The 24,818-nt window shown below is 73.3% G+C and carries 25 protein-coding genes; 8 read left to right on the forward strand and 17 right to left on the reverse strand.

Going from position 1 to position 24,818, the window contains the following annotated elements; all coding sequences use genetic code 11:
* Positions 1–292: 292 nt before the first annotated feature.
* The 7 genes from ABZ340_RS27510 to ABZ340_RS27540 all read right to left on the reverse strand — a co-directional run bounded on the left by ABZ340_RS27510 (position 293) and on the right by ABZ340_RS27540 (position 7,307).
* On the reverse strand, positions 293–1,165 hold the full coding sequence (locus ABZ340_RS27510; RefSeq protein WP_358784519.1) for a DUF3159 domain-containing protein: 873 nt from the start codon (positions 1,163–1,165) through the stop codon (positions 293–295).
* 3 nt (positions 1,166–1,168) lie between these two features.
* Entirely contained in the window at positions 1,169–1,567 is a 399-nt protein-coding gene (locus ABZ340_RS27515; protein WP_164395001.1) for an OB-fold nucleic acid binding domain-containing protein, read from the reverse strand.
* Positions 1,568–1,694: 127 nt separating this feature from the next.
* Positions 1,695–2,378, reverse strand: a complete 684-nt coding sequence (locus tag ABZ340_RS27520) for a response regulator (RefSeq protein WP_358784520.1) — start codon at positions 2,376–2,378, stop codon at positions 1,695–1,697.
* Positions 2,375–4,927, reverse strand: a complete 2,553-nt coding sequence (locus ABZ340_RS27525; RefSeq protein ID WP_358784521.1) for a sensor histidine kinase KdpD — start codon at positions 4,925–4,927, stop codon at positions 2,375–2,377. The genes ABZ340_RS27520 and ABZ340_RS27525 overlap by 4 nt, the downstream gene beginning before the upstream one ends.
* A gap of 466 nt (positions 4,928–5,393) precedes the next feature.
* Positions 5,394–6,155, reverse strand: coding sequence for a DUF3710 domain-containing protein (locus ABZ340_RS27530; protein WP_358784522.1), 762 nt, complete (start codon positions 6,153–6,155; stop codon positions 5,394–5,396).
* Between the two features lies 1 nt (position 6,156).
* Positions 6,157–6,726 (reverse strand): dUTP diphosphatase, encoded by a 570-nt coding sequence (gene dut, locus ABZ340_RS27535; RefSeq protein WP_358784523.1) that lies wholly within the window; start codon positions 6,724–6,726, stop codon positions 6,157–6,159.
* Positions 6,723–7,307 carry a PaaI family thioesterase gene (locus ABZ340_RS27540; RefSeq protein ID WP_358784524.1) on the reverse strand — a complete coding sequence of 195 codons (585 nt, stop codon included), beginning with the start codon at positions 7,305–7,307 and terminating at the stop codon, positions 6,723–6,725. Before ABZ340_RS27540 ends, dut begins: the two co-directional genes overlap by 4 nt.
* A gap of 58 nt (positions 7,308–7,365) precedes the next feature.
* Between ABZ340_RS27540 and ABZ340_RS27545 the strand changes: the two genes are divergently transcribed.
* Positions 7,366–7,857, forward strand: coding sequence for a DUF3093 domain-containing protein (locus ABZ340_RS27545; protein WP_358784525.1), 492 nt, complete (start codon positions 7,366–7,368; stop codon positions 7,855–7,857).
* Between the two features lie 429 nt (positions 7,858–8,286).
* Here ABZ340_RS27545 and ABZ340_RS27550 read toward each other — a convergent pair whose 3' ends face one another.
* The 4 genes from ABZ340_RS27550 to ABZ340_RS27565 form a co-directional block, all read right to left on the reverse strand.
* Positions 8,287–9,222: a hypothetical protein gene (locus ABZ340_RS27550; RefSeq protein WP_358784526.1), complete on the reverse strand. Its 936-nt coding sequence runs from the start codon at positions 9,220–9,222 to the stop codon at positions 8,287–8,289.
* A gap of 13 nt (positions 9,223–9,235) precedes the next feature.
* Entirely contained in the window at positions 9,236–9,532 is a 297-nt protein-coding gene (locus ABZ340_RS27555; protein WP_003993510.1) for a DUF4193 domain-containing protein, read from the reverse strand.
* 416 nt (positions 9,533–9,948) lie between these two features.
* Positions 9,949–11,181: a HAMP domain-containing sensor histidine kinase gene (locus ABZ340_RS27560; RefSeq protein ID WP_358784527.1), complete on the reverse strand. Its 1,233-nt coding sequence runs from the start codon at positions 11,179–11,181 to the stop codon at positions 9,949–9,951.
* A 6-nt stretch (positions 11,182–11,187) separates the two neighbouring features.
* Positions 11,188–11,841 (reverse strand): response regulator transcription factor, encoded by a 654-nt coding sequence (locus ABZ340_RS27565; protein ID WP_010353034.1) that lies wholly within the window; start codon positions 11,839–11,841, stop codon positions 11,188–11,190.
* Between the two features lie 453 nt (positions 11,842–12,294).
* On the opposite strand from ABZ340_RS27565, the gene ABZ340_RS27570 reads away from it, so the two are divergent.
* Positions 12,295–12,468, forward strand: coding sequence for a hypothetical protein (locus ABZ340_RS27570; RefSeq protein ID WP_358784528.1), 174 nt, complete (start codon positions 12,295–12,297; stop codon positions 12,466–12,468).
* Positions 12,469–12,642: 174 nt separating this feature from the next.
* Here the strand turns inward: ABZ340_RS27570 and ABZ340_RS27575 are convergent, their stop codons facing one another.
* Together ABZ340_RS27575 and ABZ340_RS27580 are read right to left on the reverse strand one after the other, a co-directional pair.
* The gene (locus ABZ340_RS27575; protein WP_358784529.1) at positions 12,643–13,458 is read right to left on the reverse strand and encodes an inositol monophosphatase family protein; all 816 of its coding nucleotides are present in this window, start codon (positions 13,456–13,458) and stop codon (positions 12,643–12,645) included.
* Positions 13,459–13,466: 8 nt separating this feature from the next.
* A complete protein-coding gene (locus ABZ340_RS27580; protein ID WP_358784530.1) occupies positions 13,467–14,594 on the reverse strand; it encodes a ferrochelatase in 1,128 nt (375 codons plus the stop codon).
* Between the two features lie 217 nt (positions 14,595–14,811).
* Here ABZ340_RS27580 and ABZ340_RS27585 point away from each other — a divergent pair, with 217 nt between their 5' ends.
* Positions 14,812–16,062 carry an MFS transporter gene (locus ABZ340_RS27585; RefSeq protein WP_358784531.1) on the forward strand — a complete coding sequence of 417 codons (1,251 nt, stop codon included), beginning with the start codon at positions 14,812–14,814 and terminating at the stop codon, positions 16,060–16,062.
* The gene (locus ABZ340_RS27590; RefSeq protein WP_358784532.1) at positions 16,010–17,341 is read left to right on the forward strand and encodes a D-arabinono-1,4-lactone oxidase; all 1,332 of its coding nucleotides are present in this window, start codon (positions 16,010–16,012) and stop codon (positions 17,339–17,341) included. Before ABZ340_RS27585 ends, ABZ340_RS27590 begins: the two co-directional genes overlap by 53 nt.
* Here ABZ340_RS27590 and ABZ340_RS27595 read toward each other — a convergent pair.
* A complete protein-coding gene (locus ABZ340_RS27595) occupies positions 17,265–18,071 on the reverse strand; it encodes a hypothetical protein (protein ID WP_358784564.1) in 807 nt (268 codons plus the stop codon). The genes ABZ340_RS27590 and ABZ340_RS27595 overlap by 77 nt on opposite strands.
* 600 nt (positions 18,072–18,671) lie before the next feature.
* On the opposite strand from ABZ340_RS27595, the gene sepH reads away from it, so the two are divergent.
* Positions 18,672–19,703, forward strand: coding sequence for a septation protein SepH (gene sepH / locus ABZ340_RS27600; protein WP_358784533.1), 1,032 nt, complete (start codon positions 18,672–18,674; stop codon positions 19,701–19,703).
* 96 nt (positions 19,704–19,799) lie between these two features.
* On the opposite strand, the gene ABZ340_RS27605 is transcribed toward sepH, so the two are convergent.
* The gene (locus ABZ340_RS27605; protein WP_358784534.1) at positions 19,800–20,651 is read right to left on the reverse strand and encodes a sulfurtransferase; all 852 of its coding nucleotides are present in this window, start codon (positions 20,649–20,651) and stop codon (positions 19,800–19,802) included.
* A gap of 292 nt (positions 20,652–20,943) precedes the next feature.
* Here ABZ340_RS27605 and ABZ340_RS27610 point away from each other — a divergent pair, with 292 nt between their 5' ends.
* The gene (locus ABZ340_RS27610) at positions 20,944–21,747 is read left to right on the forward strand and encodes a VOC family protein (RefSeq protein ID WP_358784535.1); all 804 of its coding nucleotides are present in this window, start codon (positions 20,944–20,946) and stop codon (positions 21,745–21,747) included.
* Between the two features lie 70 nt (positions 21,748–21,817).
* Here ABZ340_RS27610 and ABZ340_RS27615 read toward each other — a convergent pair whose 3' ends face one another.
* Entirely contained in the window at positions 21,818–22,024 is a 207-nt protein-coding gene (locus ABZ340_RS27615; protein WP_358784536.1) for a hypothetical protein, read from the reverse strand.
* A gap of 136 nt (positions 22,025–22,160) precedes the next feature.
* Between ABZ340_RS27615 and ABZ340_RS27620 the strand changes: the two genes are divergently transcribed.
* Positions 22,161–23,336, forward strand: coding sequence for a histidine kinase (locus ABZ340_RS27620; RefSeq protein WP_358784537.1), 1,176 nt, complete (start codon positions 22,161–22,163; stop codon positions 23,334–23,336).
* A gap of 10 nt (positions 23,337–23,346) precedes the next feature.
* Complete coding sequence (locus tag ABZ340_RS27625) at positions 23,347–24,045, forward strand: response regulator transcription factor (protein ID WP_358784538.1); 699 nt, start codon at positions 23,347–23,349, stop codon at positions 24,043–24,045.
* A gap of 59 nt (positions 24,046–24,104) precedes the next feature.
* Here the strand turns inward: ABZ340_RS27625 and ABZ340_RS27630 are convergent, their stop codons facing one another.
* On the reverse strand, positions 24,105–24,611 hold the full coding sequence (locus ABZ340_RS27630) for an ATP-binding protein (protein ID WP_358784565.1): 507 nt from the start codon (positions 24,609–24,611) through the stop codon (positions 24,105–24,107).
* Between the last annotated feature and the right edge of the window lie 207 nt (positions 24,612–24,818).

Here is a 24,818-nt window from a genome sequence, read left to right on the forward strand (position 1 = left end):
AACAACACCACCCCCCCCCCACACCTCCTTTTCTTTTTTTTGTTTTGGTTTTTCTGCGTTTTGATCTCCCTAGGGGCCCGGGGGGGGGGCGCCCGGAGATCTCCGGGCGCCCCCGCGCCGTATGCCTCGGCGAACCCCGCTCACATGCCCCGAAGTACCCAGCTCACATGCCCCGAAGTACCCGGCTCGCATGCCCTGGAGTACTCGGCGTCGTACGCCTCACGCTCCGCGCCGACACCACGCGGTACCACGCGTGGCGTCGGCGCCGTCCCCCTCGTGCCGCGGCGGGCCGTCAGCCCTTCCGGTGCCGGCCCCGGGAGTCGGCGGCGGGCCGGTCCTCGCCGTCCGCGAGCCGCTGGAGCGTCTCGTCGACCAGCGGCTCCATCACCTCCTCGAAGCTCCCGGCCGTCCGCCGGCGCTCTTCCGCCTCCTTCGCCTCCTTGGCCTCCTTCTCGGCCTTCTCGGCCTTCTCGGCGGCCTCCATCTCCGCGAACACGTCGATGGGGGCGGGCGCCTTCGCCAGGAAGACCCAGGTCAGCCACACCGCGAGCAGGAAGGGCGGGATCTTCAGGGCGACCAGGACCCAGCCGAGCTGGGTGGTGTCCGCCCACCAGTACAGAGGGAAGAGGATCGCGCACTTGGCGAGCAGGATCAGGCCCCAGGCCCAGCTCGCCTTCTCGTACGCCTTCTTGCGGCCCGGGTTGCGGGTGCGCCAGGAGAGGTTCTCCTTGAAGACCGGCCCGAGGATGAGCCCGATCAGCGGGACACCGGCCAGGGTGGTGATGATGTACGCCAGCCCCAGGCCCAGCGTGTAGAGCATGCCCGGCAGGTAGAAGTCCTTGGCGTTGCCGGTCATCATCGCGAAGACGACGCCGAAGGCGACGCCGAAGACGCCGCTGAAGGCGTGCTTGACGGTGTCCTTCGTCACCAGCCGGACCACGACCAGCACCAGCGACACGGCCAGCGCCGCGATCGCCGACAGGTGCAGGTCCTTGTCGATCGTGTAGATGGTGACGAAGAGGAGGCCGGGCAGCACCGTCTCGATCATGCCCCGGACCCCGCCGAACGCCTCGAACAGCGCGGCCTCCGTCACCGCCCGGGCGTGGTCCGCTTCGTTGTCTCCGGTGTTCTCGGTGTCTTCGGTCGGCTTGTCGAGGGACGTCACCGGCTACTCCCGTCCGAGGGGTCGCAGTTCGTACTTCGGGTTGAACAGCACCCGGCGGCCCCGGCTCATCGAGATCCGGCCCGATGCGATGAGCTTGCGCCCTGGCTCTATGCCCACGATGGAGCGCCTGCCCAGCCACACCACGTCCAGGGCGGCCGAGCCGTCGAACAGCTCGGCCTCCAGGGCCGGAACGCCCGCGCGCGGTCGCAGGGTGACCGTGCGCAAAGTACCAGTAACCGTGACGATCTGCCGGTCCTGGCAGTCACCGATCGGCGTGCAGCCGGCGGTGTCGGCGTCCTCCCGCAGTTCCTCGGACTCCAGGTCCTCCTGTGACGAGGAGAGCCGGTCGAACATGCGCCGGAACCGGCCCACCGGCTTGTCGGAACGAGGAACAGCACTCATACCTGAAGCGTACCGGGGCGCACCGGCAGGTACGTAGCCCCTGACCCCGGCACTCGAACGCGCCACCACCCGAACACGCGTACACCCGTGCACCCGTGCACCCCCGCACGCGCACCCGGACGCCGCGTCAGCGCTCGAACCGGTACCCCATCCCCGGCTCGGTGACGAAGTGCCTCGGGTGCGACGGGTCCGCCTCCAGCTTGCGGCGCAGCTGCGCCATGTAGACGCGCAGGTAGTTCGTCTCCGTCCCGTACGACGGCCCCCACACCTCCTGCAGCAGCTGCTTCTGGCCGACCAGGCGGCCGGGGTGCCGCACCAGCACCTCCAGCAGGTGCCATTCGGTGGGTGTCAGCCGTATGTCCTTCCCGTCCCGGTGGACCTTCTTCGCGGCCAGGTCGACGGTGAACGTCCCGGTCTCCACGATCACGTCCCGCTCGTCCTCCCGGACCGGCTCGGCGCGGCGGACGGCGGCCCGCAGCCGGGCCAGCAGCTCGTCCATGCCGAACGGCTTGGTGACGTAGTCGTCGGCGCCTGCGTCCAGCGCCTCGACCTTCTCGTCGGAGGAGTGCCGGGCGGACAGCACCAGGATCGGCACCCGGGTCCAGCCGCGCAGGCCCTTGATCACCTCGACGCCGTCCATGTCGGGCAGGCCCAGGTCGAGTATGACGACGTCGGGATGGCGGGCGGCGGCGAGCTTCAGGGCGGTGGCGCCGTCGTGGGCGGCGTCGACCTCGTAGTGCCGCGCCTTGAGGTTGATCACGAGGGCGCGCACGATCTGCGGCTCGTCGTCGATCACGAGCACCCGGGTCATGAAGCCTGCCTTTCGGTCGGTGCGGACGGCAGGGGCCCGGGCCGGGCTCCCGCCGCGCGGAGGGTGAGGACCATGGTGAGGCCGCCGCCGGGGGTGTCCTCGGCATCCAGGGTGCCGCCCATGGCCTCGGCGAAGCCGCGGGCCACGGCCAGCCCCAGCCCGACGCCGGCGCCGCGCGGGGCGTCGCCGTGGCGCTGGAAGGGCTCGAAGATGCGGTCCTTGGCCTCCTCGGGGACGCCGGGCCCGCGGTCGACGACCCGCAGCTCCACCCGGTCCGCGTGGGCGCTCGCGGCGACCAGGACGGTCTCTCCCGGCGGACTGTACTTGACGGCGTTCTCGACCACGTTGGCCACCGTCCGCTCCAGCAGTCCCGCGTCCACGGCGACCATGGGCAGCGTCTCGGGGATGTCCAGCTCGACACCGGCCCCCGAGTCCTCGGGGATGCCGCCGAGCGCCATCGGCACCACCTCGTCGAGGTCGATCTCCCGGATCAGCGGGGTGACCGTGCCGGTCTGCAGCCGGGACATGTCGAGCAGGTTGCCCACGAGGTGGTCGAGGCGGTCGGCGCCCTCCTCGATGCCTTCCAGCAGTTCCGCCCGGTCCTCCTCGGACCAGGCCACGTCGTCGGAGCGCAGCGAGGAGACCGCCGCCTTGATCCCGGCCAGCGGGGTGCGCAGGTCGTGGCTGACGGCGGCCAGCAGGGCGGTGCGGATGCGGTTGCCCTCGGCCAGCGCGCGGGCCTGGTCGGCCTCGGCGCGCAGGCGCCGCCGGTCCAGGACGACGGCGGCCTGGGAGGCGAACGCGGCCAGCACGCGGCGGTCCTCGGCGGGCAGCACCCGGCCGGTCAGCGCGAGCGCCATGTGGTCCCCCACCGGCATGTCCACGTCCGCGTCCTCGGGCCGCGCGAGCGGCGGGCCGGTGCCGACGCGGCCGGCGCAGGTCCAGGGCGCCAGGTCGTCCTGTCTCTCCAGCAGAGCGGCCGAGGTCATGCCGAAGGTCTCCCGGACCCGCTCCAGCAGCGCCTCCAGGCTGGTCTCGCCGCGCAGGACGTCACCGGCGAGGAAGGAGAGGATCTCCGACTCGGCGCGCAGCCGGGCGGCCTGGTGGGTGCGCCGGGCCGCCAGGTCCACCACCGACGCCACGGACACTGCGACGCCGACGAATATGGCCAGGGCGAGCATGTTCTTCGGGTCGGCGATGGTGATGCGGTTGACCGGCGGCGTGAAGAACCAGTTCAGCAGCAGGGAGCCGGCCGCCGCCGAGGCGAGCGCCGGGTACAGCCCGCCGAGCAGGGCCGCCGCGACCGTCAGCGCCAGGTAGAGCAGCACGTCGTTGGCGAGGCCGAGGTGGACGTGGCTGAGCAGCAGGGTCAGCAGCAGCGGGCCGCCGAGGCCGACGAGCCAGCCCCAGACGATCCGGGAGCGCCCCAGGCGCGCGCCCCGGGCGATCGGCAGCCCGCGCCCCTGGGCGGCCTCCTCGTGGGTGACGATGTGCACGTCGAGGTCGGGCCCGGAGTCGCGGGCGACGGTGGCGCCGACGCCGGGGCCGAAGACGTACTGCCAGCTCTTGCGGCGCGAGGAGCCGAGGACGATCTGGGTGGCGTTGACGCCGCGGGCGAAGTCCAGCAGGGCGGCCGGTATGTCGTCGCCGACGACGTGGTGGAAGGTGCCGCCGAGGTCCTCCACCAGAGTGCGCTGCACCGCCAGTTCCTTCGGGGAGGCGGAGGTCAGCCCGTCGCTGCGGGCTATGTAGACGGCGAGGACCTCGCCGCCGGCGCCCTTCTCGGCCAGCCGCGCGGCGCGGCGGATCAGGGTGCGGCCCTCCGGTCCGCCGGTCAGGCCGACCACGATCCGCTCGCGCGAGCCCCAGATCTTCGACACCCGGTGCTCGCTGCGGTACTGCTGGAGATAGGCGTCGACCCGGTCCGCCACCCACAGCAGGGCCAGCTCGCGCAGCGCGGTGAGGTTGCCGGGGCGGAAGTAGTTCGACAGGGCCGCGTCGACCTTGTCCGGGCGGTAGATGTTGCCGTGCGCCATGCGGCGGCGCAGCGCCTGCGGCGACATGTCCACCAGTTCGATCTGGTCGGCGCGCCGCACCACCTCGTCGGGCACGGTCTCCTGCTGCCGTACGCCGGTGATCGACTCCACGACGTCGCCGAGCGACTCCAGGTGCTGGATGTTGACGGTGGAGATCACGTCGATCCCGGCGGCCAGCAGCTCCTCCACGTCCTGCCAGCGCTTGGTGTTGCGGGTGCCGGGGACGTTGGTGTGGGCGAGCTCGTCCACCAGCGCCACCTTGGGGCGCCGGGCGAGCACCGCGTCCGGGTCCATCTCCGTGAAGACCGTCCCGCGGTACTCCAGTTCCCTGCGGGGCACCTGCTCCAGGCCGCGCAGCATCACCTCGGTGCGCGGCCGGCCGTGGTGCTCCACGAACGCCACCACGCAGTCCGTGCCCCGCTCGACCCGGCGGTGCGCCTCCGACAGCATCGCGTACGTCTTGCCGACGCCCGGTGCCGCGCCGAGGTAGATCCGTAGCTTGCCGCGTGCCATGGCCTCATCGTCTTTCCGGTTCCCGCCCACTGCGCAGCGTCGACCTTACGGCCGGCGATCGCCGGCAGGAGGGCCCGGCAGGGCGTCGGGGCCGTCTTTGACGCAACTCTGACGCCGCCGGTCCGCACGGCGCGCCGGCCGCGTCCTCGGGCGGCTCCGGCACGGCGCGGCCGGTCTCCGCGTCCGGCCCCGGCCGGTGGTCCCGTCGGCGACGTGCGGCGCTGCCGGCGGGGGCCCGTACCGCCGCCGGCCGGCGGGACGTACAGCAGAACGGCCGGGATCACCGGTCACGTCGCATCACGTCGCGGCGCGCGCCGCTCGCGTGCGCCGGTCCGCGCGCGGCGTTCCCGGCGCGCCGGGGCCCGCGCATGACGCCTCGGAGTTCCGCGCAGGCAGAGGGCCGCGCCCCGGTGCGGGGCGCGGCCCTCCTCGTCCGTGCCGGTCCACGCCGACGGGTACGGGCCCGTTACCGGACCTCGGTGATCTCCGGACCGCGCTGGAGCTGGCCCATGCCGCCGGAGAAGCGGGACCCGCCCTCCTCCTGCTGGACGCCCTCGGGGACCATCTGCGCGTCGTTCGGCAGCTTCAGGACGATCGGGTCGCGAGGCGCCATCGGGCCCTCGCCGCGGACCACGACCGTGTCCCGGAAGATCTGCTCCAGCAGCCCGGCGGCCTGCGGCTGCACCGCGCCCTGGCCCGAGATCACACCGCGCAGGAACCAGCGGGGACCGTCCACACCGACGAACCGCACGACCTGGAAACCGCCCGTGCCGTCGGGCAGTTGCACGGGCACCTGGGCCCGCAGCTCCCAGCCGAGCGGACCCTCGACCTCGTCGACGATGCCACCCTGCTGGGTGATGCCGGCCGCGATCTCCTCGCGCACCTCGCCCCAGATGCCCTCGCGCTTGGGCGCGGCGAAGGCCTGGAGCTGGATGGCGCTGTCGCGCAGGACGACCGTCGCCGCGACGATCGCGTCGCCCGCGACCTCCACCCGCAGCTCCATGCCGTCGACGCCCGGTACGAACAGGCCGCCGAGGTCCACCCGGCCCTCGGCCGGGTCGCGCACCTCGGAGCTGTCCCAGGGCCCGTCGGGCCGCGGTCCGGGTTCGAGCCGCAGCCGCTCGCGCCCGCCCTCGTCGTCCGCCTCGGTGTCGACGCTGTCGACGACCTGCTCGGCCTCGCCGGCCGCGTCCTCGGCGGCACCCTTCTTCTTGCGACGTCCGAACACGTCACTGTCCTTCCCGGTCGGATACGACCGAAGCGTATCGATTCCCACCCGTCGTGCCGCCTGCGGCGGCCTGACCGCTGGTGCCGCTCGTGCCGTCTGTCCGGTCCCCCGCCGCATGGCCGCCGGTGGACCCGAAGCCCCCTTCGGCCCGCGCCGAGTCGGGAAGTTCCGCGACCTGGCGGAAGCGGACCCTCTCGACCTGCTGGACGACCAGTTGGGCAATCCGGTCGAAGCGCTCGAACCGCACCGGCTCGCGCGGATCGAGATTCACCACGATCACCTTGATCTCCCCACGGTACCCGGCATCAATCGTCCCCGGGGCATTCACGAGGGCGACACCGCATCGGGCGGCGAGACCGGAACGCGGGTGCACGAAGGCCGCGTACCCCTCCGGGAGCGCCACAGACACCCCCGTGGGCAGGACGGCCCGCTCGCCGGGGGCGAGTTCGCAGGCGACGGTGGTGCGCAGATCGGCGCCCGCGTCACCCGGGTGCGCATAGGTCGGAAGCGGTACGTCCGGATCGACGCGGCGGATCAGGACCTCCACGGGGCCGCGGCCGGCGGCGGTCACGGGTTCACCTCGAAGGCGCGTGCGCGGCGTACCTGGTCCGGGTCGTCCATGGCGGCGCGGATCTCCTCCTCGCGGCCGTGTTCGACGAAGTGGTCGACCTTGACCTCGATGAAGACGGCGTCGGCGCGGACGGCGACGGGACCGTCCGGGCCGCCGATGCGGCCGGTGGCGGTGGAGTAGATCTTCCGTCCGGCCACGGCGGTCACCTCGGCCTCCAGGTGCAGCGTCGTGCCGACGGGCACGGGCCGCAGGAAGTCGGTCTCCAGCCGTCCGGTCACGGCGATGGTGCGCAGCAGCCAGTTGAGCGAGCCGAGGGTCTCGTCGAGGGCGCTGGCGAGCACCCCGCCGTGGGCGAGGCCGGGGGCGCCCTGGTGGGCGGGGCGCACCTCGAACTCGGCGGTGATCGACACGCCCTCGCCGGCCCGCGCCTGCAGGTGCAGTCCGTGGGGCTGCTCGCCGCCGCAGCCGAAGCACTGGCCGTAGTGCGCGCCGAGGAGTTCACCGGGCGCGGGCGCGTCGGGATGGCGCACGGGGCGCACCGCGTCGGCGGGGGGCTGAAGAGCCGCGGAAGTACCACTCACAGGCGCAGACCTTACCCGCGCGCGGGTGATACCCGGATACCGTGCCAAGCTTGACGTCATGCAGCTTGCCGCCGCCCCGTACGAAGAACGCCTGACCGCGCCCCGCTCCTGGTGGCTGATCTCCTTCCTGGTGGGAGTCTCGGCCGCCCTGATCCTGCTGCCGTTCGGCACGCTGCCGATGCTCGGCGGTCTCGCCGGCGGCACGGCGGTGGCGGCGGTGGCGGCCAGCGCCTACGGCTCGGTCCGCATCCGCGTGGTGGGCGACTCGCTGATCGCGGGCGACGCGAAGGTGCCGGTCGCGGCGCTGGGCGAGGCGGAGATCCTCGACCCCGAGGAGGCCCGGGCCTGGCGCACCCACAAGGCCGACACCCGCGCCTTCCTGCTGCTGCGCGCCTACATCCCCACGGCCGTGCGCGTCGAGGTCACGGACCCGCAGGACCCGACCCCGTACCTGTACCTGTCGACCCGCGAGCCCGAGCGCCTGGCGGAGGCCCTGCGCGCGGCGAAGGCAGCCGCACAGAACCGCGCAGAACCGCGTAGGACCGCATAGGACCATGTAGACCAGGCAGAACCACGCGGAGCACCGTCACGGACGCCCTCCGGGCTCCGGCGGCACCGCCTGCGCCGGCCCGCCGGGGCAGGACGGGCCGGTCCGGGCCGCGGACGCCCGCCGCGGAGTGGGGTGCCCGAAGGCCCGCATCCGCAGGCGCCGCGCCGCTGCGGGTGCCTGTCCGCACGGACGGGACCGCCACGGGCTGCGGTGACCCGGGCGCCGTCCCACGTGGACGCCGTGGTCCGTGAAGACCCTGAGCGCCCCGGCCGGGGCAGGTCCGGCGCCGGGCGCGCTCCCGTCGGGGCCCTCGTCGCCGGGGATCGTCCGCCACGGCCGTCGGCCGGGGCGGCAAGGCCGTGGGTGGCCGTCACCAACGACCGGCCGGGACACGGCGTACCGGCGCACGCCCGTCGCCGGGCGGTGGTTTCAGTGGCCGCCGTCTCCGGGGCGGTGGTGATCGGGTTCCTTCGTGACATCGCCCATCTCCAGGGCGTCCGCCGGGTGCTCCAGGGCGGGGAGTTCCTCCAGCGCGTCCCACGGCACCTGGACCTTGCGCAGGTCCGCGCGGATCCGTTCGGCGAGCTTTCTGGTCTCCCGCCGGTTCATGGCCGCGCCGACGGCCGCGCCGACCAGGAACGGCGTGAGGTTCGGCAGGTTGCGGACCATCCGCTTCATGATCCGCTGGCGCAGCTCGCGCTTGGCGTGCCCGTTCAGCGCGGTGCTCAGCGTCGACGGTCTGCTCACGTCGACCCGGCGCTCCGACGACCAGGAGTTCAGATAGGCGGTACTGCGCTGCTTGAGGCTGCCGGGCGGGCGTACGCCGTAGACCTCGTGGAGTTCGGCGATCAGTTTCAGCTCGATCGCCGCGACGCCGGTGACCTCGGCGGCCAGCTCCGTGGGCATCGCGGGCGGCACGGGCAGCATCGCGGCCGCGCCGATGCCCGCGCCGACCGTCGCCGTGCCTCTCATGGCGCCCGCCACCAGCTTGTCGGCGAGCTCCTCGGGTCCGAGGCCCGGGAACTGCCGGCGGAGCGTGGCCAGGTCCCGTACGGGGACGCGCGGGGCGAGCTCGATGATCCGGTCGGCGAGGTGACCCAGGGCGGCCCGGGCTCGGTCGCCGCCCGTGCGGGCGCCCTGCCGGGCCTTGTCCCGGATCACCGCCACCCGGCGTCGGGCGGCCGGCGCGGGGACCTCCACGGATGCCGGGAGATCGCTGCGTTCGGCCGCCGGTTCGAGCGAGGCCCCTCCTGTGCCGGCCGGGCCTCGCTCCGCGTCACGCGCGCGGTGTGGGCCGTCGTACGGCCCTCGGTCCGCTCCCCGTTTGGGGAAGCGGCGCTTCCAAGGAGGGGTCGAGCCAGTCACGGCCGACCGGTCCTCAGTCGCAGTCGCGGCAGATCGGCTGGCCGTTCTTCTCCCGGGCCAGCTGGCTGCGGTGGTGCACCAGGAAGCAGCTCATGCAGGTGAACTCGTCCTGCTGCTTCGGGAGCACCCGGACGGCCAGCTCCTCGTTCGAGAGGTCGGCGCCGGGAAGCTCGAGGCCTTCCGCGGCCTCGAACTCGTCGACGTCCACCGCGGAGGCCGACTTGTCGTTCCTCCGGGCCTTCAGCTCTTCGAGACTGTCCGAGTCGACGTCGTCGTCGGTCTTGCGTGGAGTGTCGTAATCGGTTGCCATGTCGCTCTCCCCCTCTGGGTGTCTGCGGTGTCTTCCGCGCACGTAACGCGTGAGAGGCCGGACTTGTGCCCGACCTGAGGCGGAGATTTTGCCTCACATCAAGGTCTGTTACTCAATCGACACCCAACCGGACTCCGCATGAGTGATCGGCTTGGATGGCGATGGGGACCGTACACGGTCGCATAGCCGCACTACAAAGCCGCCTCCCCGTGTACTTCCCGTGATCAAGACCCCTGAAAACCCGGATTTTCCGGGCGTTTCACGGGATTGATGGATCACGGAGAGTGAATGACCGGAAAAGTGCCGCTGTGATCGATCACACATGCGATCTCTGACCGGCCGACGGCTCTGCGGCCCGGAAATTCAGCGCAAAGCGAACATCTCCGCGGGTCGGCCAGGCGAACGGCGCCATGATCTCAGATCGGCAGGGTGACCCGCATCACGAGCCCTCCTCCCTCTCGCGGCTGGGCGGAGATGTGCCCGCCGTGCGCCCGGGCCACGGACCGGACGATGGACAGGCCGAGGCCCACTCCCTTGTCGCTGCCCGTACGCTCGGTGCGCAGCCGCCGGAACGGCTCGAAGATGTTGTCGATCTCGTACGCCGGCACGACCGGCCCCGTGTTGCTCACCACCATGACCGCCTGGCCGTGCTCGACCTCGGTGGTGACCTCGACCCAGCCGTTCTCGGCCACGTTGTAGCGCACGGCGTTCTGCACCAGGTTCAGGGCGATCCGCTCCAGCAGCACGCCGTTTCCCTGGACCACCGCGGGCCCGCGCCGGCCGCGGATCTCCACGCCCTTGGCCTCCGCCTCGGCGTGCACCTGGTCGATGGCCTGCGTGGCCACCTCGGCGAGGTCCACCGGCTTGCGCTCGACGATCTGGTTGTCGCTGCGAGCGAGCAGCAGCAGGCCCTCCACCAGCTGCTCGCTGCGCTCGTTGGTGGCCAGCAGGGTCTTGCCGAGCTGCTGGAGCTCCACCGGGGCGTTCGGGTCGGACAGGTGCACTTCCAGGAGAGTGCGGTTGATCGCCAGCGGGGTGCGCAGCTCGTGCGAGGCGTTGCCGACGAAGCGCTGCTGGGCGGTGAAGGCCCGCTGGAGCCGCTCCAGCATGTCGTCGAAGGTGTCCGCCAGCTCCTTCAGCTCGTCGTCCGGGCCGTCCAGCTCGATCCGGCGGGAGAGGTCGGAACCGGCCACCGCGCGCGCCGTGCGGGTGATCCGGCCCAGCGGCGACAGCACCCGGCCGGCCATGGCGTAGCCGAAGGCGAAGGCGATCACGGCCAGGCCGAGCAGGGCCAGGAGGGAGCGGCTGAGCAGGCTGTCCAGGGCGTGCTGGCGCTGCTCGTTGACACAGTCGTTCAGCGAGCGGTTGAGCTCGTCCGCGGGCAGCTCCAGGCTCCGCAGGTGGCAGGTCTCACTGGACACCTGTCCGGAAACGATCTTGAAGGGCAGGTCGCTGCCCACGTTCAGCGCGTTCGCCGCCAGCAGGTAGATGATCGACAGGAGCAGGATGCCGGCGATCAGGAACATCCCGCCGTACAGCAGCGTGAGCCGTATCCGGATGGTGGGGCGCAGCCACGGGAAGGGCGGGGCCGGCCGGGGGTCCCAGGTGGGCTTGGGGGGCGTCTGGGGAGGCGCGGGTGTCGTGGCCACGGGCGATCAGATCCGGTACCCGGAGCCCGGGACGGTGACGATGACGGGCGGCTCGCCCAGCTTGCGGCGCAGCGTCATGACGGTCACCCGCACCACGTTCGTGAACGGGTCGGTGTTCTCGTCCCACGCCTTCTCCAGCAGCTGCTCCGCGGAGACCACCGCGCCCTCGCTGCGCATGAGGACCTCCAGGACGGCGAACTCCTTGGGCGCCAGCTGGACCTCCCGGCCGTCGCGGAAGACCTCGCGGCGGTTGGGGTCCAGCTTGATCCCCGCGCGCTCCAGGACCGGCGGCAGCGGCACGCTGGTGCGCCGGCCCAGGGCCCGCACGCGGGCGATGAGCTCGCTGAACGCGAACGGCTTGGGCAGATAGTCGTCGGCGCCGATCTCCAGGCCCTCCACCCGGTCGCTGACGTCGCCGGAGGCCGTCAGCATCAGCACGCGCGTGGGCATGCCGAGCTCGACGATCTTGCGGCACACGTCGTCGCCGTGCACCAGCGGGAGGTCGCGGTCGAGGACGACCACGTCGTAGTCGTTGACGCCGATGCGCTCCAGAGCGGCCGCACCGTCGTACACGACGTCGACGGCCATGGCCTCCCGGCGCAGTCCGGTGGCCACCGCATCGGCGAGCAGCTGCTCGTCCTCGACGACGAGTACGCGCACGTCGCTTGTCCTTCCTCATGGAACGCCCGTGGCGCCTCGGGGCGCGAGCGGGCAGGGGTCTTGGTGAGTGTGTTGCCTCCATCCTGCCCTTTTCGGCCATAAGTCGGCGGTAAGACGGGTGAGCGCGGGCCCGCGGCCGGGCGCGGGCCGGGCGGGCGCCGGAAGCCGGGCGGCCGGCGCGGGAGTGAAGGTGAGAGATTTTCTTACCCGGCCGAGGTTTCCGCGGAAGGGCGCGTGGGGAGGACGGCTGTACACCTCGCGATCACGCTCTGCGCGTGCCGTACGACCACCCGGTGCGCAGCGATCCGCTTCCCGCAGGGCGGCGCGGGTGTCCGGCACCGTCGCCGCCCGGCCGGTCGGCGCAGGGCACCCGTCGGAGACGTGATCGCCACCTTTCCCGCAACGGCACACCCCCGTGCCACCGACCCACGACCCAGGACGAGGGGGCGCAGCATGGACGCTTTCACCGCAGGACTTCTGCAGCGCATAAAGGCGACCGAGTCCGACCTGTCGCGGGCCCGTGACGAGGGCGACGACTTTCTCGTCGAGGTCGAGCTGAGCGAGCTCGACGACCTTCGCCGCCTCGCCGCCGAGCACGGTGTGCAGGTCGGCACGGCCAGCGTCTGATCCGGCCCGCGTACGACGGACGATCCGGCCCGCGTACGACGGACAAGGGGAGCCCCGGCGAGATCCAGCGCCGGGGCTCCCGCCTTTCCGCATCCTCCGCTTTTCCGCTTTTCCTTTCGTCCGCCTGGGGGGCGCGCCGGGGCCGTGCCCCCAGGGCGGGCCGTCACCGCCCCCTCAGTCGTGCCAGGCGCCGAAGTCCTCCAGCAGGCCCTGGAGCGGCTCGAAGACGCCCGGCGAGGCCGCGACCGTCAGTTCGCGCGACGGGCGCCGAGAGGGGCGTCCGCCGGTCAGCGCGCCCGCTTCCCGGGCGATCAGGTCGCCCGCGGCGAGGTCCCAGGGGTTCAGGCCGCGCTCGTAGTAGCCGTCGAGGCGGCCCGCGGCCACGTCGCACAGGTCGATCGCGGCCGAGCCGCCGCGCCGGATGTCGCGCACCCGGGGGATCACCTTCCCGGCGATCTCGGCCTGGTGGGCGCGGACCTCGGCGACGTAGGCGAAGCCGGTCGAGATCAGGGCCTGGTCCAGGGGCGGCGCGGGGCGGCAGGCGAGCCGGCGCTCGCCGTCCCAGGCCCCTGTCGCCCAGGCGCCGCCGCCGCGGACCGCGTGGTAGGTCTCCCCGCGCATCGGGGCGGCGACCACGCCGACGACGGTCTCGCCGTCCTGTTCGGCGGCGATGGAGACGGCCCAGCTCGGCAGGCCGTAGAGGTAGTTCACCGTGCCGTCGAGGGGGTCGACGACCCAGCGGACGCCGCTCGTGCCCTCGGTGGCGGCGCCCTCCTCGCCGAGGACGCCGTCGTCCGGGCGGCGCTCGGCGATCAGCCCGGTGATCAGCTTCTCGGCCGCGAGGTCCATCTCGGTGACCACGTCGACCGGGCTGGTCTTGGTGGCGTGGACCGCGAGGTCGGCCGGACGGCCGTCGCGCAGCAGCTCGCCCGCGCGGCGGGCGGCTTCCTGAGCCAGGGCGAGCAGTTCCGAGTGCAGGGGGTCGGTCACGGGGCTCCTCACGCGTAGGGGCTGTCGGCGCCCGCGGCGGCGGGCCGGGGGGCACGGGCCGGGCAGCAGCCCACCGGGCACAGGTCGTGGCTCGCGCCGAGCGCGCCCAGGGCGCACGGCGCGACCTCCTGGCCGCGCTCGGTGGCGGCCCGCTCCAGGACGAGGTCGCGGACGGCGGCGGCGAAGCGCGGGTCGGCGCCGACGGTGGCCGAGCGGCGCACCGGCAGCCCGAGCTCCTCGGCCTTGGCCTTGGCCTCCGTGTCGAGGTCGTACAGGACCTCCATGTGGTCGGAGACGAAGCCGATGGGGGCCATGACCACGGCCGGGACCCCGGCGGCGTGCCGCTCCTCCAGGTGGTCGCAGATGTCGGGCTCCAGCCACGGGATGTGCGGGGCGCCGGAGCGGGACTGGTAGACGAGCTGCCAGGGGTGGTCGACGCCGGTGCGCTCGCGGACGGCGTCGGCGATCAGCCGCGCGACGTCCAGGTGCTGCCTGACGTAGGCGCCGCCGTCGCCGTGCTCCTCCACCGGGCCGGAGGTGTCCGCGGCCGCGTTCGGGATCGAGTGGGTCGTGAACGCGATGTGGGCGCCGTCCCGGACCTCCTCCGGCAGGTCGGCGAGGGACTCGATCACCCCGTCGATCATGGGCTCGACGAAGCCCGGGTGGTTGAAGTAGTGCCGCAGCTTGTCGATCCTCGGGAGCTCCAGGCCCTCCGCCTCCAGGGCCGCGAGGGCGTCGGCGAGGTTCTCGCGGTACTGGCGGCAGCCCGAGTAGGAGGCGTAGGCACTGGTCGCGAGGACGAGGATGCGGCGGCGGCCGTCGCGGACCATCTCGCGCAGGGTGTCCGTCAGGTACGGCGCCCAGTTGCGGTTGCCCCAGTAGACCGGCAGGTCCAGGCCGTGCTCGGCGAAGTCCTTGCGCAGGGCGTCCAGCAGGGCGCGGTTCTGGGCGTTGATCGGGCTGACCCCGCCGAAGAGGAAGTAGTGCTGCCCGACTTCCTTCAGGCGTTCGGTGGGGATGCCGCGCCCGCGCGTCACGTTCTCCAGGAACGGGACCACGTCGTCCGGGCCTTCAGGGCCGCCGAACGAGAGCAGGAGCAGGGCGTCGTAGGGGGTGGCGTCGAGCACGTCTGGCATGTCTCGATCCTGCCACCCGCCACCGACAGCCGGGAAACGGCGGGGTGGGATATGACGCCCCGCGACCTCGGGGGGTGTATTAGGGTTACCTAACCCGTAAGCTGTATCAGCCGTATTCGCACCTTACGGACGTGTCGCCCCGCGCGACCTGCCGCATCCGCCGGCCGGCCGTGCCGGACCTGTCCCGCCCGAGCCGTACCGGACCACCGGAGACCCCGTGCCCAGCCCCTACCGCGCCCTGTTCGCCGCCCCCGGCTCCAAGGGTTTCTCCGCCGCGGGCTTCCTCGGCCGCATGCCGCTGTCGATGATGGGCGTCGGCGTGGTCACCATGGTCTCGCAGCTGACCGGGCGGTACGGCCTGGCCGGCGCCCTGTCGGCCACCATCGCGCTCGCCGCGGCAGTCGCGGGGCCGCAGATCTCACGGCTGGTCGACCAGTACGGGCAGCGGCGGGTGCTGCGCCCGGCGACCCTGGTGTCGCTCGTCGCGGCGGCCGCCCTGCTGGCGGCCGCGCACTGGCGGTGGCCGGACTGGGTGCTGTTCGTGTGCTGTGTGGGGATCGGCTGCGTGCCCAGCGTCGGCGCGATGGTCCGGGCCCGCTGGGCGGCCCTGTACGGGGGCACCCCGAAGCTGCACACCGCGTACTCCTTCGAGTCCGTGGTGGACGAGGTGTGCTTCATCTTCGGGCCGATCATCTCCATCGGCCTGTCCACGGCGTGGTTCCCGGAGGCCGGTCCGCTGCTGGCCGCCTGCTTCCTCGCGGTCGGCGTCTTCTGGCTGACCGCGCAGCGCGCCACCGAGCCCGCGCCGCACCCGCGCGAGCAGCACGGCGGCGGCAGCGCACTGCGCTCGCGCGGCCTGCAGGTGCTGGTCGCCACGTTCGTGGCGACGGGGGCGATCTTCGGGGCGGTCGACGTGGTCACCGTGGCCTTCGCCGACGAGCGGGGACACCAGGCCGCCGCCAGCCTCGTGCTCGCCCTCTACGCGGCGGGCTCCTGCGTGGCGGGCATGGTCTTCGGGCTGCTGCACTTCGCCGGAGCGCCGGAACGCCGCTGGCTGCTGGGCGTGTGCGCGATGGCCGTGAGTATGATCCCCCTCCTACTGGTCGGGAACCTGCCGTTTCTGGCCGTGGCGCTGTTCGTTGCGGGCCTGTCCATCGCACCCACGATGATCACGACGATGTCCCTCATCGAACAGCACGTACCACGCGCGCAGCTCACCGAGGGCATGACCTGGGTCAGCACCGGGCTCGCGGTGGGGGTGGCGCTCGGCTCCTCCGCGGCCGGCTGGGTGATCGACACGGCCGGGGCGCGCGCCGGGTACGTGGTCCCGGCGGTGGCCGGGGCCGTCGCGGCCGCGGTCGGTTTCCTCGGGTACCGCCGGCTCACGCGGCCGGCTCCGGGTCGGGGAGGGACCGTTGAGCACCACAGCGAACGGGAAGACGGGCGGGAAGAGCGGCACCTGGCGTAACTGGGGAGGCACCGCGGCGGCCCGTCCCGCGCGGGAGGTCGCCCCGGCGTCCGCCGCGGAACTGGCCGAGGCCGTGCGCCGGGCCGCCGAGGACGGACTGCGGGTGAAGGCCGTCGGCACCGGCCACTCCTTCACCTCCATAGCCGCCACGGACGGGGTGCTGATCCGGCCTCACCTGCTGACGGGGATACGCCACATCGACCGCGCCGCCATGACGGTCACGGTCGAGGCAGGCACCCCGCTCAAGAGGCTCAACGTGGCCCTCGCGCGCGAGGGGCTGTCGCTGGCGAACATGGGCGACATCATGGAGCAGACGGTCGCCGGCGCGACCGGCACCGGCACCCACGGCACCGGCCGCGACTCGGCCTCGATCGCCGCCCAGATCAAGGGGATCGAGCTGGTCACGGCCGACGGCTCGCTCCTGACCTGCTCCGAGAGGGAGAATCCGGACGTCTTCGCCGCCGCCCGCATCGGCCTCGGCGCCCTCGGCGTCGTCACCGCGATCACGTTCGCCGTGGAGCCGCTGTTCCTGCTCCGGGCCCGCGAGGAACCCATGCCGTTCGACCGGGTCCTCGCCGACTTCGACGAACTGTGGGCCGAGAACGAGCACTTCGAGTTCTACTGGTTCCCGCACACCGGGAACACCACCACCAAGCGCAACAACCGCAGCGCGGGCCCGGAGCAGCCGGTGGGGCGGGTGAAGGGCTGGGTCGAGGACGAGTTCCTCTCCAACGGCGTCTTCCAGGTGGCCAACTGGGTCGGCCGCGCGGTGCCCGCCACCGTCCCGGCGATCGCGCGGATCTCCAGCAAGGCCCTGTCCGCGCGGACCTACACCGACATCCCCTACAAGGTCTTCACCTCGCCGCGCCGGGTGCGTTTCGTGGAGATGGAGTACGCCGTCCCGCGCGAGGCCGTCGTCGACGCGCTGCGCGAGCTGAAGGCGATGGTCGACCGCTCGCGGCTGCGGATCAGCTTCCCCGTCGAGGTGCGCACCGCCCCGGCCGACGACATCACGCTCTCCACCGCCTCCGGCCGGGACACCGCCTACATCGCCGTCCACATGTTCAAGGGCACGCCCTACCGGGGGTACTTCACCGCCGCCGAGCGCATCTTCACCGCGCACGAGGGCCGGCCGCACTGGGGGAAGCTGCACACCCGGGACGCCGCGTACCTGTCCCGGGTGTATCCGCGCTTCGGCGAGTTCACGGCGCTGCGGGACCGTCTCGACCCGGATCGCCGGTTCCAGAACGACCATCTGCGGAGGGTTCTGGGGCCGTAGCCGGGCCGCTGGGAGACGGGCCCGGAGTGTCGCCGGCGCCCTGGCTCCCGGTGGGGCTCGGGGCGGGCGTGGCACCGTCCCCGGCGCCGCCGCCCTGCGACGGCGCGGCGCTCGGCGGCGTACCGGCACCGGTCCCGCCGTCCGGGGTCCCGGACGGACCGCCCGTCGGCGCGTCGCCGGCGCCCGGGGTCTGCGAGGTACCGGAGTCCGGGGAGTTCCGTGAGTCCCCGGTGTCCTTGGGGTCCTTGGAGTCCTCGGAGTCCCCGGAACCGCCCTGCTCCCCGGAGTCCCCGGAGTCCCCGTGGTCCGCGGCCGGCTTGGCGTGGCCGGACAGGGCACCGCCGACGGTGGTGCTGGAGCCGCCGCTCAGGCTGTGGCCGGAGGCGAGTTCGTAGGCGGTGATGCCGGCCATCGTGACGCCGAAGACGAGCGCCGCCGCGATCACCGGCCGTTTCCAGCTCTTCACGCGGGCGCGGTAGACGGTGCCCTCGGTGAACTCGCCGGGCGCGGGCGGCGTGTGCCCCCGGGGGCGCTCCTGATGGCGCGCGATCACCGCCGCGCCGCGCAGCTGCTCGCCGGTCCGCTTGAAGAAGTGCTGGAAGAGCGTGCCACCGCAGGTGGCGATGACGCTGACGACACCGGCGCCGAGGATCGTCCCGTAGACGCCGAAGGAGGAGGCGAGCTTGGCGGCCACCACCGCCGCGAGCGCGCTGCCCGCGACCTGGGGCATGTTCAGGTCGATCCGCTTCTTGTCCGCCTCGCCCCGGACGTCGGTCTCCCCCTCCCCGCGGGACTCCGCCACGGCCAGGACATCGGGCCTTTCACGCATCCTCGTCCCTTGCCTGCCTTTCCCGTACTTGATCGACTTTTGCCGCTTGATCAACCAACTGCACGAGAAGGGGACGTACGGACGAAACCTTTAGTTCCGTTTCTGGTGATTGCGTGAAGTTCGCCACGCCGACCCCCTTGCGGCACCACGGAAATCACCCTCGGGGACGGCCGGGTCCCGCCTCTTGCCGGAAGTTGGACGGCGCGCCGATCCACGCACATGGCCCGAATGGAGTACTGTTGCGAGCCCTGGGTCCAGTCTCCCGACAGGGGGTACCGGACCCCGACGGACCGCCGGGAGGGGGCTGGGTGCACAGGGTGACGGAGTTGGTCACTTAGCGTTGCGAACAGGTAACCGTGCCATAACGGCGATCCAGGGCCCGCGCCCGACACGCCGGGCAACTCGGCAAGGTTGTGGCAGGCTGCACCCGGGCAGGCCACACTCGACAGAGCGGAAGCAGCGACGCACGTGACGTCGGCAGGCACCACCCGGGAGGTCCCCATGCCCGAACTGCGTGTCGTGGCCGTCTCGAATGACGGCACACGGCTGGTGCTGAAGGCTGCGGACTCAACGGAGTACACGCTTCCGATTGACGAACGGCTCCGCGCCGCCGTGCGCGGCGACCGTCCCCGCCTCGGCCAGATCGAGATCGAGGTGGAGAGCCATCTCCGCCCCCGCGACATCCAGGCGCGGATACGTGCGGGCGCGAGCGCCGAGGAAGTCGCCCAGCTGGCCGGCATCCCGGTGGACCGCGTACGCCGCTTCGAGGGCCCCGTCCTGGCCGAGCGCGCCTTCATGGCCGAGCGGGCCCGCAAGACCCCCGTCCGCCGCCCCGGCGAGAACTCCGGGCCGCCCCTCGGCGAGGCCGTGCAGGAGCGGCTGCTGCTGCGCGGCGCGGAGAAGGACACCGTCCAGTGGGACTCCTGGCGCCGCGACGACGGCACCTGGGAGGTGCTGCTGGTCTACCGGGTCGCGGGCGAACCCCACTCGGCGAGCTGGACGTACGACCCGCCGCGCCGGCTCGTCCAGGCCGTCGACGACGAGGCGCGCGCGCTGATCGGCGAGACCGACGACCTCGCCGCGCCCGAGCCCAGCTTCCCCTTCGTCCCGCGCATCGCGCGCCTGCCGCGCGACCGGCCGCTGGACCGCACCATCGACCGGGAACGCCCGAGCCTGCCCGCGCAGGCGTCCGAACCCGCCGAGGAGAGCACGGGCGAACGGGACTCGCTGACCAGTCTGCTGGAGGCGGTGCCGAGTTTCCGGGGTGACCTGGTCGTCCCCGAACGCCCGTCGGAGTCCACCGAGGAGCCGGAGGACGAAGCCGCGGCGGAGGAACCCCCGGCCCCCGCGGCCTCGGCCGGTTCCGCCTACGCCGACGTGCTCATGCCCCGCTCCGTCGGGAGCCACCGCGACCGTCTCGTCGGCGCCACCGACCGTCAGGCCGAGGCCGACGGCGTCCGCCCGGGGCGCCGGGCCGCGGTGCCCAGCTGGGACGAGATCGTGTTCGGCACGCGCCGGAAGAAGCAGGAGTAGGCGGCAGGAGCGACCGGCCGTACGGCGGTGAGGGCCCGCGCCCGTGGGGCGGCGGGCCCTCTCGCGTCGCCGTCGGCGTCGCCCGGCCGGGCGGCGCTACCGGGGGTCCGGCCCGACGGCGACCGGCCGCTCGGGGTCCGAGGACCACTGCGACCACGACCCGACGTACAGGGCCGCCGGAATGCCCGCCACCGCCAGCGCCAGCACCTCGTGGGCCGCGGAGACGCCCGAGCCGCAGTACACCCCGACCTCGGTGCCCCCGGCCGCGCCCAGCGCCTCGAACCGGGCGCGGAGCTCCTCGGCGGGCAGGAACCGGCCGTCCGCCGCCACGTTCTCGGTCGTCGGCGCGGACACGGCACCGGGAATGTGCCCGCCGATCCGGTCGATCGGCTCCACCTCGCCCCGGTACCGCTCTCCTGCGCGCGCGTCGAACAGCACCCCGGACCGTGCCAGTGCCGCCGCCCCGTCCGCGTCCAGGAGCCCGGCCGTCCCCGCCACCGGCTCGAAGTCCCCCGGCTCCGGAACGGGAGTCTCCGTCGACAGCGGCCCCTCCCAGGCCCGCAGTCCGCCGTCGAGGACCCGCACGTCCGGGTGGCCCGTCCAGCGCAGCAGCCACCAGGCGCGGGCCGCCGCCCAGCCCTGCCCGCCGTCGTACACGACGACCGGCCGGTCCGACGACACGCCCGCCCGGCGCATCGCGGCGCCGAACTCCGCGAGGTCGGGCAGCGGGTGGCGGCCTTCGCGGCCGGGCGGGGCGGCCAGCTCCCGGTCCAGGTCGACGAAGACCGCGCCGGGCAGGTGCCCGGCCGCGTACTCGGCACGGCCGTCGAAGGCCGGTGCACCGGCCGCCTTGGCGGTACTGAGCTGCCAGCGGACGTCCAGGAGGACCGGCGGGTTCCCGCCCGCCAGGTCGCCGGCGAGTTCGGATGCGGAGATGATGGCGTTCATGGCCCCATCCTGACGTACGGGGTGGCCGACGCGCCCCGGCCGGACTACTCTGCCCGCCGGGCGGCACCGGTCACGTCGCGTACGCGATCGGGCACATGCCGTACCGGCGATCGGCACCCGTCGGCCTCCACGCGGAATCGGACAGGACCCGCGCGCCGGGCGCCCTCCGGGCGGGCACACCGTGCGGGGTACGCCCGGGGCGCGCGGCCCCCGCAGCGGTACGGGCATCGGCACGGGGTGCGTCCAGGCGGAAGCGACACGGCCACCGCGAGGGGCCGAGAAGAGAGTGACGATGACCGAGGCACGGGAGCCGGCCGGCCCGAACGACGGGAAGAGCGCCCGGCACGCGCCCGGCACGCCCTGCTGGGTGAGCCTGATGGCACGCGGACCGGCCGCGGCCCAGGAGTTCTACGCGGCGCTGTTCGGCTGGGAGTTCCGGCCGGGCCCCCAGCAGCTCGGCCCGTACGCGCGGGCGCTGCTCGACGGGCGGGAGGTGGCGGGCATCGGCCGACTGCCCCCGGACCGGCAGCTCCCGGTCGCGTGGACGCCCTACCTCGCCTCGGACGACGTGGACCGGACGGCCGAGACGGTACGGCACTGCGGCGGCACGATCGGGGTGGGTCCGCTGGACGCGGCCGAGGCCGGGCGGCTGGCGATCGGCTCCGACCCCTCGGGCGCCGTCTTCGGCGTCTGGCAGGCGGCGGCGCACCTCGGCGCGGCCGTCACGGGGGTGCCCGGGGCGCCCGCCTGGAACGAGCTGGTGACCTTCGAGTCGGCGACCGTCGCCAAGTTCTACGAGTCCGTGTTCGGCTACCGGCAGGAGGCGGTGGTCTCCGCGGACTTCGACTACGTGACCCTGCACGCCGACGGGCGGGCCGTCGCCGGCATCCACGGCGTGGGCGGCGCCCTGCCCCGGGACCGGGGACCGCACTGGGTGACGTACTTCACCGTGGCCGACACCGACGACGCGGTGGACCACGTCCTGCACCTGGGCGGCCAGGTCCTCGTCCCGGCCCGGGACGGCGTCCGTGGCCGTGTCGCGACGGTGGCGGACCCGGAGGGGGCGCAGTTCGCCCTCCTCCAGCGTCCGCGGTGACGCGGGGGCGGCAGGAGCCGCCGACGGAGGCTTCACGCTTCGGGCACCGGAGGATGCCCCCGGGCGGTCGCTACTCCTTCGGGGCCTCCCGCGCGGCGGTGCTCACGGCGATGCCCAGGACGACGAGCGCGATGCCGACGTACAGCTCGTAGCCGTCGATGTACAGGTGCCTCATGAAGCCCATGAGCGGGATCCATGTGCCGAAGACCTCGTGGACGATGCCCTGCAGGCCGCCGACGAGGAGCACGAAGCTGATGAACCCGAGAATGCCCTTCATGCCCTCAACCGTAGAAACCCCAGGTCAGAGCCGTATCGGGCAGAGGTATACGGGGGCGGTGGGCCGGTAGTCCGAAAGTATCGATCCGCGGCACGCGGGAGCCGGGCGGCTGCGCCGCGGGCATAGATTCGGCGGTATGCGCAGCCGCCGCGACCAGGTCGTCGACATCTCCTTCTTCCTCTTCGCCGTGGTCTTCTCCGTGGTCACGGCGGACTCGGTCCACGTGGACGAAGGCATGTCCGGTGGCGAGCGGATCGCCGACCAGGTGGCCGGCGGGCTGGCCTGCGCGTCGGTGTTCCTGCGGCGGCGGTGGCCGGCGCAGCTGGCCGTGGCGCTGATGCCGGCCGGAACGTATTTCCACCATCTGACCGGGGCCACGCTGGTGGCGTTGTTCACGGTCGCGGTGCACCGGAGGCGGCGGACCACCGCCTGGGTGGCGGCGGTCGCGCTGGTGCAGTTCCTCGTGTTCCTGCTCCAGGGGCCGGACACGGAGTCCGAGGCGGCCGGCTCGGCCCTCACCTACTTCGCGCTGGTGGCGGGCGCCATCGGCTGGGGGCTGTACGTCCGCTCCCGGCGGGCGCTGGTCGCGTCCCTGGAGGAACGCGCGGCCCGGGCCGCCGAGGAGGCGCGGCGGCAGGCACGGGAGGAGATGGCCCGGGAGATGCACGACGTCCTCGCCCACCGGCTGTCGCTGCTGAGCGTGCACGCCGGGGCGCTGGAGTTCAACCCGGGCGCCCCCGCGGCGGATGTCCGGCGCGCGGCCGGGGTGATCCGCGACAGCGCGCACCAGGCGCTGCAGGACCTGCGCGAGGTGATCGGCGTCCTGCGGGCGCCGACGGCGGGCCCGGACGGGGCCGAGGGGCGTCCGCAGCCGACGCTGGCGGACGTGGAGCGGCTGGTGGCGGAGTCCCGCGAGGCGGGGGCGGACGTCACCTACCGCCAGGAGACCGAGGACTCCGGGAACGCCGAGGACTCCGGGAACGCCGGGCACACGGGCACGTTGCCCGCTGTCACCGGCCGCACCGCGTACCGCATCGTGCAGGAGGGCCTGACGAACGCCCGCAAGCACGCGCCCGGCACCGAGGTCACGGTCACCGTGTCGGGCCGGCCCGGAGAGGGGCTGACGGTGGTGGTGGCGAACCCGCTCCCGAACGGCCCGGGAACGGCGATCCCCGGAGCCGGGCATGGCCTGATCGGGCTCGGCGAACGCGCCGGGCTGGCCGGCGGTCGGCTGGAACACGGCCCGCGAGGCGGCTCGTTCGTGCTGCGCGCCTGGCTGCCCTGGGGAAACGCCAAGGCCGTGGACGGCTAACGTGCCTGTCATGATCCGAGTACTCCTGGTCGACGACGACCCGCTGGTGCGCTCCGGGCTGCGGCTGATGCTCGGGGGCGCGCCGGACGTGGAGGTGGTCGCCGAAGCCGCGGACGGGTCCGAAGTGGCGGCGCTGGTGGCCGAGCACTCCCCCGACGTCGTGCTCATGGACATCCGGATGCCCGGCATGGACGGCCTCGCCGCCACCGAGGCGTTGCGCGCCCGGCCCCGCCCGGGCTCTCCGGGCGGCCTCGCGCAAGGGACGCCCCGTCCGCCCGAGGTGCTGGTGCTGACCACGTTCAACACCGACGAGCACGTGCTGCGCGCCTTGCGCGCGGGTGCCGCCGGTTTCGTCCTGAAGGACACCCCGCCCCAGGAGATCGTGGCGGCGGTGCGGAAGGTGGCGGCGGGCGAGCCGGTGCTCTCGCCCGCGGTGACGCAGCAGCTGATCGCCCAGGTGGCGGAGAGGACGGGCGGGCGCGAGGCTCGGGCCGAACGGGCGCGGGCGCAACTGGCGCTGCTCGGCGACCGGGAGCGGGAAGTGGCGGTCGCGGTGGGGCGGGGCATGACCAACGCGGAGATCGCGGCGGAGCTCTACATGTCGGTACCGACCGTCAAGACGCACGTCTCGCGCATCCTGGCCAAGCTGGACCTCAACAACCGCGTGCAGATCGCCCTCGTGGTGTACGACGCGGGCGCGGCACGCTGAGCGCGGGCCGGGGCGGCGGCTCGTGCCGCGTCCAAGGGCTCCGGGGCGAAGCGCACCGATCACCGCGCCTGCGCCTCACCGAGCCGCCGGTGCGGTTCGGTGTCCGGGGCGGTCCGTTCGTGGGCGGCCAGGTCGTGGCCGGGCGGGCACAGGGCTCCACGGGAAGCCGGAAGAGCGTACTCCGCCCAGACCGTCTTGCCCGGGCCGTCCGGGCGCGGGTGCCAGCCCCAGCGGGTCGCGAGCCCCGATACGAGGAGCAGTCCGCGGCCGGTCTCCTCGGTGCCGTCGGCGTCCTTGGGGGCGGCGGGGCGGCGGGGGTGGCGTTCGGTGCGGGTGTCGGTGACCTCGACGCGTACGGTGCGGCCGTCGGGGGTGACGTGGAGGTGGAGGCGGAAGTCCCGGCCGGGGACGTGCCCGTGCCGCACGGCGTTCGCGGCGAGCTCGGCGACGATCAGCACGGTCGCGTCGTGCGGGCCGGTCCCGTACGGGATGCCCCACGCGTCCAGGCGGACAGCCGCGAGACGGCGGGCGAGGCGGGCGCCGCGGGGTGTGGAGGTGAAGCGCATCCCGAAGGTGCGGCCTGGTGGCGGGACCGTCTCCAAGGGGTCGCAGGACGTGGGGGGTTGGGTGGTTCCGGTGGGGTTGATGGGCTCCGTCGTCATGGCCCTCACGGTCTCGATGGCCGTCTGGTGTGACCAGGGGTGACGCGGCGACAGGGGGCGGTTGTACGCGTCACGTCCGCGCGAGTACGCGCCGCGCGCCGTTACGGCGTC

The organism is Streptomyces sp. NPDC006134 (genome assembly GCF_040628835.1).
GTDB lineage: Bacteria > Actinomycetota > Actinomycetes > Streptomycetales > Streptomycetaceae > Streptomyces.